This window comes from Deltaproteobacteria bacterium (assembly GCA_019308905.1).
In the GTDB taxonomy this organism is placed as follows: domain Bacteria; phylum Desulfobacterota; class BSN033; order WVXP01; family WVXP01; genus JAFDHF01.
Genome location: JAFDHF010000021.1, coordinates 15,661 through 29,754 on the forward strand (window position 1 = coordinate 15,661; position 14,094 = coordinate 29,754).

Sequence of the window (14,094 nt, forward strand, 5' to 3'; positions counted from 1 at the left end):
TGACAAAAAGGTCATTCCCAATTTCTCGGCCAGAAGCATAAATTATGTCCAGCCGCCCGCAGGATTCCTCCGTTGACTGCTCCAGAACCCATGACCGTCAGGTCGCCCGAGGTCTCACCTTATTGTTCCGGGCCTATCTGGAAATCTCTGTGATTTCGCTTTGTTAAAATCCAGTTGCCGGTCTCGACACTCTGGCACATCAATTGCCTTTGTCGTCTATCTGAAGAACCCTTAGCCCTGCAACGACACCTTGCCATTCTGAGGAGCGAAGCGACGAAGAATCTGGTCTCTCCCGGCAAATCACAGATCCTTCGCTCTCCCCATCAGGCGGGATCGCTCGGATTTGCCCCTTCACTCGGTTCAGGGCGGCTCTCAAGCAAAGTGAAGGAGTGACTTCTCAACCGAAGTGTCGTTGTAGGGATAATCCGAAATCCGAAACGGACGAGGTGAATTCGAGCAATGATCGAAGAACTCATTCGTCATACACGGCTGCTCGAGATCGTGGGCGATACGATTCGGGTCAGGGCAAAGGGTGTTGCCTTTGGCGACACCGCGGTGGTCGAGAACGTCGATGGTGAGACCTCGATTGCCAGAGTGGTCGAGCTCGACCGCGAGATCGTCGGGCTTCAGGTCTTTGCCGGCGGCAAGGGACTCTCGACAGAGGCAGGGGTCCGATTCCTCGGCCATCCCCTGGAAGTCACATACTCGGAGAATATCTTGGGCCGCATTTTCCGTGGGTCTGGGGAGCCCGTCGACGGCGGGCCCGATCTGTCGTCCGACCCGAAGATCAAAGCCGGTGGGCCGACGGTAAACCCCATGATGCGGGTGGTGCCGACCAGGATGATCCAAACCAACGTGCCCATGATCGATCTTTTCAACTGTCTTGTTGAAAGCCAGAAGATTCCCATCTTCTCGGTCGCCGGTGAGCCCTACAATGAGCTGCTTGCCCGCATCGGCTTCCAGGCCGATGCAGACATCGTGGTGTTCGGAGGCTTGGGGCTCATCTTTGACGATTTCCACTTCTTCCGGTCGGCATTCGAAGAGCACGGCGTGTTCCACCGAACGGTGATGTTTGTCAATCAGGCCTCTGACCCGATTGTTGAACGGATGTTGGTTCCGGACATGGCGCTCGCCGTCGCCGAACGGTTCGCGGTAGAGGAAAACAAGCGCGTTCTCGTGCTCCTGACGGATATGACCGCTTATGCGGACGCCATGAAGGAGATCGGCATTGCCCTGGAGCGGATCCCAGCCACCCGCGGCTACCTGGGCGATCTCTATACACAGCTTGCAAGACGCTATGAGAAGGCCTGTGACTTCAAGGGGGCCGGCTCGGTGACGATTCTCACGGTTACGACCATGCCCGGCAATGACGTGACCCACCCGGTTCCCGACAACACGGGGTACATCACCGAAGGCCAGTTCTATCTCCATGACGGCGTGATCGACCCGTTCGGGTCGCTGTCGAGGCTGAAGCAGCACGTGGTCGGCAAGGCCACCCGGGAGGACCATTCCCAGATCATGAATACTATGATCCGTTTCTATGCTCAGGCATTGGAAGCGGAAAAGAAGCAGGCCATGGCCTTTGAACTCTCTGCCTTTGACGAGAAGCTACTCAAGTTCGGCCGGCTCTTTCGCGAGCGGTTCATGGACATCCGGGTCTCCATGCCGGTTATCGAAGGACTGGATCGGTGCTGGGAGACCCTGGCCGAGTGCTTTGAGCCGGGAGAGCTGTTGATGAAGCAGGCTTTGGTTGAGAAGTACTTTCCGAGCCGCGAGGCCGGGACAGGAGAAAGCCGGTCGACGGACCGGGAGTGAGCCGCACATGGCAAAAATCGCCTTGAACAAGGGCGCGCTCCAGAGGGAGCGCGATCAGTTGCGTCTCTACCAGCGCCTCCTTCCGTCTCTGGATCTGAAGCGCAGGCAGCTTACCGTGGAACTCGATCGAGCCCAGGGTCAGCTCGCAAGAGACCGGGTCGAGGTTGAGCGTCTGGGGACATTGACGGGCGAGCAGTTGCCCATGCTCGCCAACCCGGAGATCGACCTGTCCGGGCTCGTGCATATGGAATCAGTCCGGATCGTCGACGAAAACGTTGTTGGTGTCAGGCTGCCTCTCCTTAAAGAAGTGATCTGTACCGCGCGTCGGTACTCCATGATCGTCATGCCGCACTGGGTCGATGTGCTGGTCGATCAGCTCAAACAGATGGCGGAACTTCGGGTAAGGGTGGAAGTGGCGGCCGAACGTGTCCGGAGGCTCGATCGCGCCGTACGGCGCACTACCCAGCGGGTCAACCTTTTCGAGAAGATCCTTATCCCGACGGCCAAGAAGAACATAAAGTACATCCGGATCTTCCTCGGCGATGCTGAAAGGGCGGCGGTGGTCCGCTCCAAGATCGCCAAGGCCAGGTACGGACACGAATGGGACGCTGTGGGGGATGAAGGAGGCGTGCGGTGATCGTCCCACTGGCAAAGGTGACGGCTTACGGCCTCATGGAGGACAAAGCGCAGATTCTCGCCGACCTCCAGGAGATCGGCTGCCTCCATCTGATACCGCTGAAACCCTCCGGAGACCCTATCGCCGAGGGTGGCCCGTCGTCGCGTTCGCGGGATGCGTTGAATTTCCTGTTGAATTGTCCCCGGCGGCGGCGGCAGGTGCGCGATCCCTCCAAATTCGATCCTCTCAAGGTCGAGCACCGGGCGCTTGATCTGAGGGAGAGCATCCAGACGCTCGAGGACGAGAGGGATTTCCTAAAAGAGCGGATTGCGAATCTGAGACCCTGGGGGGAGTTCGTATTTCCGTCGCTGGAAGAGCTCGGCAATGTGAGGCTTTGGTTCTACCTGGTTCCCCGCAACCAGATGGAGAAAGTCGAGGCCGCGGGTCTTATCTGGGAAGTGGTACTGCGCGACAACCGCTTCTCCTATGTCGTGGTCCTTTCGGAAGGTGAGCCGGAGGGGATGCCGGTCCCGCGTGTGCGCACAGGGAGTATTTCTCTTCCGGAATTGGAGGACCGGTTGGAGGAGGTCGAACTCGTGCTCGAGGATCTGCAGGCCGAGCGTGCCGGCCTGACCCGCTGGTGCTATCTGTTCGCCCGCGGTATCCATCGGTTGGAAGACCAGGCCGCCGTGGAGCAGGCCGCGCGGCAGACCTACGATGCAAGCCCTGTTTTTGCCCTGCAGGCCTGGGCACCCCGTGAAAACGTTGCCGAACTGCGAGAGTATGCCGCGGGCAAGATGGTGGTTCTCGAGGTGGCGGATCCGGATCCCGGAGAGATTCCTCCGACGCTGATGCACAACCCCCGGCTTCTCGCGGGTGGTCAGGATCTGGTCTCCTTCTATACCACGCCCCAGTACTGGCTCTGGGACCCCTCGGTAATCGTGTTTTTCTCCTTTGCCGTCTTTTTTGCGATGATTTTCGCCGATGCGGGGTATTCTGCGGCTCTGGGGCTCATTCTGGCGGCTCTCTGGAAATGGATGGGGCGAACGGATTCCCGCAGGCGATTCCGGGCTCTGCTTGCCACCCTTGTCGGGGCCGGTGTGGCGTACGGGGTTATGGTGGGAAGCTACTTCGGGGTCGCCCCTGCTGAGGGATCTCTGCCCGCCGGACTCAAGGTCTTGGATATTATGGATTTCGATACCATGATGCTCCTTTCGATCATGACCGGTGTCTTTCACCTGGTACTGGCCAATGCGGTTACGGCATGGCACTGGCGTCGTTCCGCCCGGGCGGTGGTGCCTGCGGCCTGGGTCTTCATCTTTCTGGGTGCTGCCTCTGTCTGGCTGGGATACTCGGGTGGGCAGGCAGCGGGTTTTCTGAAGACCGTGGGAGTGGCGGCCATGGGGGTGGGACTTGGAGCCGTGTTGTTTTTCACCAGTGTGGAGGGTCCCCTCTGGCAGCGGCTGTTGCGGGGGATTCAAGGGTTCACCCGTCTTTCCAACGCCTTCGGAGATTCACTGAGCTACCTGCGGCTCTTTGCCCTCGGCCTGGCCAGCGCGTCTCTTGCGAGCACCTTCAACGATCTGGCCGGGCAAGTCAGGGCGTCGGTTCCGGGTATCGGATTCCTCTTTGCGCTTCTCATTATCCTGCTCGGGCACGGACTGAACTTCCTTCTCGCCCTTAGCAGCGGATTCATCCATGGTCTGCGACTCAATTTCATCGAATTCTTCAACTGGAGCATCTCTGAAGAGGGCGATTCCTTCAAAGCTTTTTCGAGAAAGGAGAGAGTGCCGTGGAGAACTTGGTCTTAGCATTGGGCTGGCTGGGCGTTTTCGCGCCCCTGGCCCTGGGTGCGGTGGGCAGTATTATCGGCTGCTCGAGGGCCGGACAGGCGGCAATCGGCGCCATGCTTGAAACCGAGAGCGGGTACGGGCGGTATATCGGCATTTCGGCCATGCCGTCCTCACAGGTCATCTACGGGATCGTCGTCACGCTGACCTTCTCCGGTGCGATCAAGGCAGACACCGCTCCGGGAATTTTCGGTGTCGGTGTACTCACGGGGCTCGCCCTGATGGCGAGTGCGATATATCAGGGATACGCCTGTGCATCATCGATCCGGGTTTCGAAAAGCAAGCCCGAGGTTTTCGGCATTTCCCTCGCCCCGGCAGCGGTCGTGGAGGGGTTTGCCGTCTTTGCCTTCGTGTTTGCATTGGTTCTACTGGGTACCCTGTCCGGGGGTGGAGGAGGATGAACCATGACGGATGCACCAAAGGCTCCATCCGAAGTACAGAAGCTCATCGACAGACTCCGAGATGAGGGGGTAAAAGCAGGCAGGCAGGAGGCCGAGAGGGTTCTGGGGGAGGCTCGAAAACAGGCCGAGCAGATCCTTGTGCAGGCCAGGGCCGAGGCAGATGAACTTCGGGATCGGGCCCTTACCGAGATCGAGGCCGACCGTGCCGCTGCCAGGGAGGCGATCCAACTGGCCTTCCGTGACACCGGGCTCAAGCTCCAGTCTGAGGTCAAGGCGGCCTTTGCGGCTCACCTCAGGCGGCTGGTGTCGGTGGAGCTCGAAGACAAGGATTTCCTGAGGCAGTTGATCCTGTTTTTCTTCGGCCGGTCGATCCCAGAGACGACAGAAGATCGGCCGGTGGAACTCCTGTTGTCCGACGAACTGTTTGTTGCAGAAGAAAAGGGTACCCGTGTGCTGACCGATCAAGGCAGGGAGCGTCTCCGCCATTTTGTTCTGGGTATCTCCGGAGAGATGTTGCGCGAGGGGGTTGAGCTGAAGCCTTCCGGGGATAGCAACGGGGGCATGCGTATCCGGTTGGTGGGTGAGGACCTTGAGATCGATCTGAGCGACAAGGCCCTGTCGGAATTGCTGCTCAGCTATCTGATCCCGAGGTTCCAGGCGATTGTTTCCGGTGTGGACTATTTGGAGAGGCAGCCGTGAAACGCCAAAACCAGTACTACACGCTTGTTGCAAGCCTTCCGCGGCTGGTGCGATTCGACCGGGCGGAGCGACTCCCGATCAACCCCCAGCGCCTTGGCGAGAGGCTTCGCATGCTCGAACCCGAAGATGGTGAAGTGGTGGATCGTGCCGTGGCCTTGCTCGCATGGCAGGGCCGGCCCATGGCGCGCACCGGCGGGGAGATGGCGGTCGAGTACGGACGGCTCGCCGAGTTGATGGACCGCCCGGCGCTCAAGGGCGTGTTCGAGTTTCCCGTCAATCTGCGGACCGTCATGGCGGCGCTCAGGCGGCGCCACCGCGGCCTCCCCGTACCCGAGGCCGGAGAGCCGTGGGGAGTCGGCCCCTTGGCAAGACACATCGAGCGCAATTGGGGCGAAGTGGATTTCGGACTCACTGCCCTTTATCCCTGGATTCCCCGGGCACGGGCCCTCCTTGAGTCCGGGGAGGCGCTGGCCCTGGAGCGGCTGCTAATGAGTCTTAACTGGGAGAGGGCGGACCGACTCGCCGAGGGAGACGAGTTCGGGTTCGAGGCTGTACTGGCCTACCTCTTCAAGTGGGACCTGGTCAAGCGGTGGTTGTCCCATAACGGCGAGGCTGCAAAAGCGCGTTTTGAAGAACTGGTATCGGGGGTAATAGATGAAAAAGAAAGGGTCTTCGGCTGAGCGAGGCAAACCCGGCTCCCACCAGGGGCGCGGCAGGGCCGCTGTTGTCGGCGTGCGCGAGAGCCTCGTCACCATCGAGGTGGAGGACGGGCCCATCATGAAGAACGAGGTAGGCTACATCTGCGTCGGTGACGAGCGTCTCAAGGCGGAGGTACTCCGGGTCCGTGGACGCACGGCCGACATGCAGGTCTTTGAGGATACAGAGGGCGTTCGCGTCGGAGATCCGGTCGAACTCGTCGGTGAGATGCTGTCGGTAGAACTCGCTCCCGGCCTGCTCGGACAGGTGCTGGACGGCCTGGCAAACCCCCTGGCGGTTCTGGCCAGCCGATACGGTTTCTTCCTTCCCCGGGGCGTTGATATCAGCTCCATCGATCCAAAGAAGAGATGGCCTTTCACACCGACCGTGTCGATGGGTGACAGGGTCGTGGCCGGGCAGACCATCGGAACAGTGCCGGAGGGCCCGGTGACCCATAGGATCATGGTGCCTTTCGGCGAGCGGGATGCGGTCGAGGTTACCTGGATTCGGGAGGGGAGCTTCAACATAGAAACACCGGTTGCGCGGATTCGCACCCCGGCCGGGGTGGAGCGTGAACTGACCATGAGGCAGCGGTGGCCGGTGCGGCGGCCCGTACCCGAAGCCATGCTCCGCCGCCGCCTTGCCGAACGGCTGTATCCGTCCGAACCGCTGACCACGACGACCCGTATCATCGACACGTTCTTCCCGATTGCGCGGGGCGGAACAGCCTGCATCCCCGGCCCCTTCGGTGCCGGCAAGACCGTGCTTCAGAGCCTGATCGCTCGGTACTCGACGACCGACGTGGTGATCATCGTTGCTTGCGGCGAGCGTGCAGGTGAAGTGGTGGAAACGATTACGGAGTACCCGAACATCAAGGACCCCCGTACCGGCGGTTCGCTCATGGACCGGGCGATCATCATCTGCAACACCTCATCCATGCCGGTGGCCGCGCGGGAGTCCTCGATCTACACCGGGATCACCCTCGGCGAGTACTACCGCCAGATGGGCCACAACGTCCTGGTCATCGCGGATTCGACCTCGCGCTGGGCCCAGGCCATGCGGGAGACATCGGGCCGCATGGAGGAGATTCCGGGGGAGGAGGCGTTTCCGGCCTACCTCGATTCGGCGATCAAGAGCATCTACGAGCGCGCGGGGGTGATCAGGGGCCCGGACCGATCGGTTGGAAGCCTGACACTGATCGGCACCGTCTCCCCTGCAGGTGGCAACTTTGATGAACCGGTTACTCAGGCGACCCTGGCAACCGTGAAGACCTTCCTGGGGCTCTCGTCGGACCGCGCCTACCGGCGTTTCTATCCGGCGATCGATCCGCTTATCTCCTGGTCCCGCTATCTCGAGCAGCTCAAGGACTGGTTCGGCGAGCATCTGGGCGCTCGATGGACCGCCGACGTCCGTGCCATGATGGAATTGCTGGAACGAGGCGACACGGTTTACCAGATGATGCAGGTAACGGGTGAAGAGGGGATCACGATCGAGGACTATATCCTCTGGCAAAAGGCGACTCTCCTCGACATGGTCTACCTCCAGCAAGACGCCTTTGACGAGGTTGATGTCTCCATGCCCCGCAAGAGGCAGACGGAGAGCTTCGAGCTGCTCAAGGGGTTGGTCGAGAGGGAATACCGGTTTACAGATAAGGACGAGGCCCGTGATTTCTTCATGCGGCTCACCGGGCTTTACAAGAATTTCAACTACAGCCCACCCGAATCCCCCGAGTACCGGCGTTACCGGCAGGAGATCGAGAAACTGGCGGCAGAGTACTCCGGGATCGCCTGAGAGGCTCAGGCAGAGCCGCCGAACTCAGGCGGGTCCTGGCTTTCCAGGACCTATCAAAAAACCGAATGAAAGAGGGCGATCATGGCTACGACAAAATACACGGATCTTGGACTGGTAAATACCAGGGAGATGTTCAGAAAGGCGATCGAGGGAAGGTATGCTGTTCCGGCATACAATTTCAACAACATGGAACAGCTTCAGGCCGTCGTGACAGGCTGCGCGGAATCCAAGTCGCCGGTCATCGTGCAGGCCTCAGGCAGTGCGATCAAGTATATGAATCAGACCTTCTTGAAGTATATGGCCATGGGAGCAGTGGAGATGATGAAGGGTATGGGCGTGAACATCCCCATCGCCCTTCACCTCGACCACGGCGACAGCTTCGAGCTCGCCAAGGCCTGTATTGACGGAGGCTTCTCGTCGGTTATGCTCGATGGCTCCCATCACGACTTTGAGGACAACGTAAGGCTGACAAAGCAGGTCGTGGAATATGCCCATCCCAGGGATGTAACCGTTGAGGGAGAGCTGGGAGTGCTTGCAGGAATCGAAGACAAGGTCGTATCTCAGGTCTCCAACTACACCAGGCCCGAAGAGGTGGAAGCCTTTGTCGAGAAGACCGGTGTCGACAGCCTTGCCATTTCAATCGGCACGTCTCACGGGGCGTACAAGTTCAAGGTGAAGCCAGGCGAGGAGATCCCTCCCCTTAGATTCGATATCCTCGAAGAGATAGAGAAGCGGATCCCCGGTTTTGCCATCGTGCTCCACGGCGCTTCTACGATCATCCCTGAATACGTCGACACGATCAATCGGTTCGGCGGCAGGCTCGACAACGCCGTGGGTGTATCGGAAGAGCAGCTGAGAAGGGCTGCTCGTTCGGCGGTCTGCAAAGTCAATATTGACAGCGACGGGAGGCTTGCCATGACCGCTGTCATAAGGAGAGTATTCGTAGAGAAACCAGAGGAGTTTGATCCTCGCAAATACCTCGGTCCTGCCCGGGAGGAGTTGATCCGCATGGTGAAGCACAAAAACGAGAATGTCCTGGGCAGCGCAGGGAAGGCATGAGCGGTCTTTTGGGAGGTCACCTATGCAAGTGAGCGAACTTGATCTTGGGGTCTCGAGGCTGGGCGAGTGTCAGGTCCCGTCACCGATGTCGAGGACACGGTTTGTAGGCGACGGGAATCACGTGCTCTATCACTCGAACCTGAGAGACATCGAGGCGATCCTGAAAACGGGTAAGAGCCCCCCGTTCTTCGAGATGGCCGGGCCGAGGGAGAAGATCTTCTTCGATCCCTCAAGGCTCAACTGTGGTATCGTGACATGCGGTGGCCTGTGCCCGGGCCTGAACGATGTGATCCGTGCGATTGTCATGGGGCTCTTCTACCACTACGGGGTGCGGACGGTTTTTGGCTTTCGCTACGGCTACGAGGGACTCACGGACAGGTACGGCCACGTCCCTATGGAACTCGACCCAAAAGTGGTAGACGACATCCACCAGAAGGGTGGAACGATTCTCGGTTCCTCACGCGGGTCCCAGGACATCTCGGAGATGGTGGATACCCTGGAGCGGAGGAAGGTGGGACTCCTGTTCGCCATCGGTGGGGATGGCACCCTGCGGGGGGCCGGGGCCATCGCCGAGGAGATCGGACGGCGCAACCTGAAGATCGGGGTGATCGGCATTCCAAAGACAATAGACAACGACATCTCGGCAGTGGATCTCTCCTTTGGTTTTGAGACCGCCGTCTCCGAGGCAAGGACAGCCATCTACTCGGCACACACGGAGGCCCGGGGGGCGAGAAACGGAGTGGGCCTGGTCAAGCTCATGGGCCGGGAGTCGGGGTTTATCGCGGCGTATGCTGCCCTTGCATACAACGACGTCAACTTCTGTCTGATTCCGGAGGCTCGTTTCACTCTCGAAGCCTTTCTCGAGGCACTGAGACAGAGGCTCGAGAGGCGAAGCCATGCGGTGGTGGTGGTGGCAGAGGGAGCCGGACAGGACCTGATGGAGAAGACAGGCGAGCGGGATGCATCCGGCAACGTCCGCTTCGGGGATGTAGGCGTCTTTCTGAGAGACCGGATCAGGGAGTATTTCAGGAAGGTCGGGACGGAGCTGAATCTTAAGTACATCGACCCGAGCTACACGATCCGGAGTGTGCCTGCAAACCCTCACGACTCGGCCTTCTGCCTGCTTCTCGGCCACAATGCGGTTCATGCGGGGATGGCGGGGCGAACCGACATGGTTGTGGGTTACTGGAAAAGCGAATTCACCCACGTGCCGATCCGGGTCGCCGTATCCAGGCGGAAGCAGATCGATCCCAATGGAAGGTTGTGGGACAACGTCCTGGCCTGTACAGGACAGCCGAGGGAGATGGTTTGACTTCCTTTATGTTTTCCTCCAGGGGGAAGGCGATGGCACTTCCAGCCAACAAGACCAAGATCGTATGTACCATAGGACCGGCGTCCGAGGCCCAGGAGATCATGGAAGAGATGATCCGGGCCGGTATGAACGTGGCGCGTCTCAACTTCTCCCACGGTGACTTTTCGAGTCACAAGAAGGTGATCGAGAGCCTCCGTGCTGCGGCCCGCAAGGTGGGACGGCGTGTGGCCATCATGGCGGACCTGCCCGGTCCGAAAATGAGGATCGGCCGGCTCGCCAAAGAACCGATCGAGTTGAGGCCCGGCGACTCCTTTGTCCTGACAACCGAGGACATAGTCGGCGACACGGGACGGGTGTCGGTGAGTTTCGCCCGGCTGCCGCAGGCCGTAAAGCCCGGGAATATCCTGTTTCTCAATGACGGCCTCATCCAGCTTGAAGCCGTAAAGGTGGAGGGGAACGACGTCGTGTGCCGGGTTCTTGTCGGCGGCGAACTGCGCTCGCGCAAGGGTCTCAACCTCCCCGGGATCGACCTCGGCATCGGGGCGTTCACCGATGATGACCGCGAGTTCCTGAAATTCGCCATGGAACAGGGTGTAGACGCGGTCAGCCAGTCCTTTGTCGAGACCGCCGAGGACATTACCGCGGTCCGCGAGGCCGCCTCCGCCCAGGGTTACCATCCCTTCATCATCGCCAAGATCGAACGGGCCGGGGCGCTCGATCACATGGACGGGATCCTCGGGGCCGCCGACGGCATCATGATCGCCCGGGGGGACCTCGGGGTGGAGATACCTATCGAGCAGATTGCGGTTGTTCAGAAGCGCCTGATGGTGCAGGCAAACCTGCTGGGCAAGCCGGTGATCACGGCCACACAGATGTTGGAGTCCATGACCGACAACCGGCGCCCCACCCGTGCGGAGGCCACCGATGTGGCCAATGCCATCCTCGACGGCACCGACTGCGTGATGCTTTCGGGCGAGTCGGCCATGGGCAGGTATCCGGTGGAGGCCGTGGCCATGCTGGCCAAGATCGCCGCGGCTATCGAACCGCACCGCGCAAGCTACTCTGTGCGGGAGACCGTGAGGAGTTACAGCCGCAACGGCAATCTCGGCCTCACGGACCTGATCGCCCTGAGTGTGGAGACCACGGTGGGGCACATCTCCCCCGCGGCCGTGATCGTCCCCACCCGCAGCGGTGCGACCGCGAGAAGCATCGCCCGGTTCAGACTTCCCGTATGGATAACGGCTGTGAGCTCACAGGAGGCTACCTGCCAGGGGCTCCAGTTCTCCTATGGGATCTACCCCGTGTACGAGCCCGACCACCCGGAGGACTGGAACGCCTTTGCGAGGAACTGGCTGGAGTCTCATGGTGTGGAGGGAGACCTCGTCATCCTGACCGAAGGGCCGTCCTCAAAGCATCCGGAAGCAAACAACCGCATGGAGCTCATCGACCTGAGCCGGGGATAAGGCGGAAAAGGGAAGAGCATGTGGAGTTGTAGTCTTGGGAAAAAACCATCATTCTAATGCTCCTCAAGGAGTTGCCCTATGAAGATACTCACTACCCCACGTATGGACCGGTGCATCGGCTGTCATTCCTGCTCGCTCGCCTGTGCGAGGCTGCTCCACAACCGCCTGTCCTGGGAGGCGGCCGGCATTCGTATAATCTCTTCGGGCGGCCTGTCTACCGGTTTTGAAGCAAAACCATGCCTGGCCTGTAATCCGGCCCCCTGTGCCGCTGCATGTCCCACCGGGGCCTTTTCTCAACGCAAGGGCGGAGGCGTGGTGGTCAAGAAGGAGCTGTGCATCCGTTGCGGCGAATGTGCGAGGGCCTGTCCGGTGGACGCCATCTATCTGGATCCTTCGGGCGAGCCCTTTGTCTGCATCCACTGCGGCCGGTGCGTACCCTTCTGCCCTCATGATTGTCTGGAAATGGCAGAGGCCCCGGCCACATATTCGGTGGGGGACCATGCTGGGGCACCTGGATAGTCTGCAAGAGAGCTACTGAGACGACCGTGTCCGTGGTTCGTTGCTGGTCTTCGTTAAAAATCACGATAAAGAGTGACATCTTTCAGAGATCTATCTGACTATAGGTGACATCATGATAAGGGATCATTTCAGGATACTGACCGTGGATCTCTCTACAGGCCGGGGTAGTGTGGTCAGCCTCGAAGGCAGGAACAAAGAGGCCGGCGGCAGCGGGTTGGCGGCGGTTCTTTTCAACAAATACGGCTATCCGGGCAAACCCTGGGACGACCCGGATCAACCACTGATCTTTGCCATCGGGCCCCTCACGGGTTACTTCCCCCTGATGAGCAAGACCGTGTGCGCCTTCAAATCACCCTACCACGACCAGTATGCCGAGAGCCACGGTGGGGGGCGTTCGGCCCTTTCCCTGCGATTCGCCGACCTGGACGGGCTCGTGATCACCGGGAAGGCCGAACGGCCCTGCTGCGTTTCCGTGGGTTCGCGCCACCTTGAGATCAGGGATGTCCACTACATGTGGGGGATGAACGTCCAGATGTCGGGCAAGCTGCTCCGCCGCATGTTCGGAGGATCCGGGCACCGGAGCATTCTGCGGATCGGCCCGGCAGGTGAAACCGGTTCGGCCATGGCCTGCATCAACGTCGATACCTACCGCCACTTCGGCAGACTCGGCGGGGGAGGGGTCATGGGATCGAAGAATCTCAAGGGCATCGTGATCCAGGGGGACGGTTCATTCGGTCTGCCGGAAGGCAGGGTGTATGCCAGGCTCTTCAAGGAGGTGCACAGGCAACTCACAGACACCGATATGATGAGTAAGTACCACAACCTGGGCACCCCTGTGAACGTGGCCGTGCTGAACGGGCTCAAGGCTCTCCCCTGCCGGAACCTCCAGAAGACCAGTGATCCCCGGATCGAAGGTATCACCGGCGAGAGGTTTGCCGACGAGACGCTCCTGCGGAACATGGCCTGTTCCGGCTGTCCTGTCGGTTGCATCCACATGGGTTTCGTGCGTGAGAGGTTCATGGAGGAAAACCAGTACCTATACCGCCAGGTCTCTTACGACCACGAGCCTATTTTTGCCACCGGTTCCATGCTCATGGTGACCAACCCTTTCGACGTGCTGGGCATCATAGATGGGGCCGAGAAGATGGGCCTGGACGTCATGTCGGCGGGTGTGGCCCTTGCGTGGGCCACCGAGGCCCTCGACAAGGGCATCATCTCGGAGAAGGAGACCCTCGTCCCCTTGAATTTCGGAGAGGCCGAGGCGTACAAACAGGCGATCCACCACCTGGGAAGTGGGAAAAACGAGTTCTATCGCGTGCTCGGGCAGGGAACGATCAAGGCGGCGGAGCGATACGGAGGCCGGGACTTTGCCTGCGTCCTCGGACAGGAGATGGCCGGCTATGCCACGGGTGAGGTCTTCTTCACGGCCCAGTCTCTGGGGTTTCGGCATTCGCACCTGGACACAGGCGGATATTCCTATGATCAGAAACACACGGACAAAAACGTGGAGGAGGCAGTGGATTTTCTGGTCCGTGACGAACAGAGCCGGGTTTTTCTGACCTCAATGGTTTCGTGCCTCTTCGCCCGGGGCGTCTATGGCGAGGAACTTCTGGCCGATTGCCTGAGGTCGGTTGGCTACGATGCCTTGGCCGACAATATGGACGAGGTCTCGCTCCATATCCAGAGACGGCGGTGGCAGACGCGCTTCGCCACGGGCTTTGACCCCCGGGCGGTCAATATCCCCAAGCGCTTTACCGAAGTCACCACCTGGAAAGGGCCGGTGGACAAAGGCTTCCTCTCGGCCCTGATGCATGAGTACGCCGGACGCATTGCGGCACTGGCCGGGAAGGAGGCTTAAGACGGGTCAGAAAGC

At 60.0% G+C, this 14,094-nt stretch carries 12 protein-coding genes; all 12 read left to right on the forward strand.

Annotated features, from left to right (window positions below):
• The first annotated feature begins 459 nt into the window (after positions 1-459).
• The 12 genes from JRJ26_08755 (at position 460) to JRJ26_08810 (ending at position 14,079) form a co-directional block, all read left to right on the forward strand.
• On the forward strand, positions 460-1,815 hold the full coding sequence (locus tag JRJ26_08755) for a V-type ATP synthase subunit B (GenBank protein MBW2057569.1): 1,356 nt from the start codon (positions 460-462) through the stop codon (positions 1,813-1,815).
• A gap of 7 nt (positions 1,816-1,822) precedes the next feature.
• Positions 1,823-2,452 (forward strand): V-type ATP synthase subunit D, encoded by a 630-nt coding sequence (locus JRJ26_08760; GenBank protein ID MBW2057570.1) that lies wholly within the window; start codon positions 1,823-1,825, stop codon positions 2,450-2,452.
• Between the two features lie 35 nt (positions 2,453-2,487).
• Positions 2,488-4,242, forward strand: a complete 1,755-nt coding sequence (locus tag JRJ26_08765) for a hypothetical protein (GenBank protein ID MBW2057571.1) — start codon at positions 2,488-2,490, stop codon at positions 4,240-4,242.
• A complete protein-coding gene (locus tag JRJ26_08770; GenBank protein ID MBW2057572.1) occupies positions 4,224-4,682 on the forward strand; it encodes an ATP synthase subunit C in 459 nt (152 codons plus the stop codon). The genes JRJ26_08765 and JRJ26_08770 overlap by 19 nt, the downstream gene beginning before the upstream one ends.
• 3 nt (positions 4,683-4,685) lie before the next feature.
• Positions 4,686-5,381: a hypothetical protein gene (locus tag JRJ26_08775; GenBank protein MBW2057573.1), complete on the forward strand. Its 696-nt coding sequence runs from the start codon at positions 4,686-4,688 to the stop codon at positions 5,379-5,381.
• Complete coding sequence (locus tag JRJ26_08780; GenBank protein MBW2057574.1) at positions 5,378-6,061, forward strand: DUF2764 family protein; 684 nt, start codon at positions 5,378-5,380, stop codon at positions 6,059-6,061. Before JRJ26_08775 ends, JRJ26_08780 begins: the two co-directional genes overlap by 4 nt.
• Positions 6,036-7,868 carry a V-type ATP synthase subunit A gene (locus JRJ26_08785; protein MBW2057575.1) on the forward strand — a complete coding sequence of 611 codons (1,833 nt, stop codon included), beginning with the start codon at positions 6,036-6,038 and terminating at the stop codon, positions 7,866-7,868. The genes JRJ26_08780 and JRJ26_08785 overlap by 26 nt, the downstream gene beginning before the upstream one ends.
• A gap of 81 nt (positions 7,869-7,949) precedes the next feature.
• A complete protein-coding gene (locus JRJ26_08790) occupies positions 7,950-8,927 on the forward strand; it encodes a class II fructose-1,6-bisphosphate aldolase (GenBank protein MBW2057576.1) in 978 nt (325 codons plus the stop codon).
• 22 nt (positions 8,928-8,949) lie between these two features.
• A complete protein-coding gene (locus JRJ26_08795) occupies positions 8,950-10,239 on the forward strand; it encodes an ATP-dependent 6-phosphofructokinase (GenBank protein MBW2057577.1) in 1,290 nt (429 codons plus the stop codon).
• Positions 10,240-10,271: 32 nt separating this feature from the next.
• Positions 10,272-11,702 carry a pyruvate kinase gene (pyk, locus tag JRJ26_08800; protein MBW2057578.1) on the forward strand — a complete coding sequence of 477 codons (1,431 nt, stop codon included), beginning with the start codon at positions 10,272-10,274 and terminating at the stop codon, positions 11,700-11,702.
• Positions 11,703-11,780: 78 nt separating this feature from the next.
• The gene (locus JRJ26_08805) at positions 11,781-12,221 is read left to right on the forward strand and encodes a 4Fe-4S binding protein (protein MBW2057579.1); all 441 of its coding nucleotides are present in this window, start codon (positions 11,781-11,783) and stop codon (positions 12,219-12,221) included.
• Positions 12,222-12,333: 112 nt separating this feature from the next.
• The gene (locus JRJ26_08810; GenBank protein ID MBW2057580.1) at positions 12,334-14,079 is read left to right on the forward strand and encodes an aldehyde ferredoxin oxidoreductase; all 1,746 of its coding nucleotides are present in this window, start codon (positions 12,334-12,336) and stop codon (positions 14,077-14,079) included.
• Positions 14,080-14,094 lie beyond the last annotated feature (15 nt).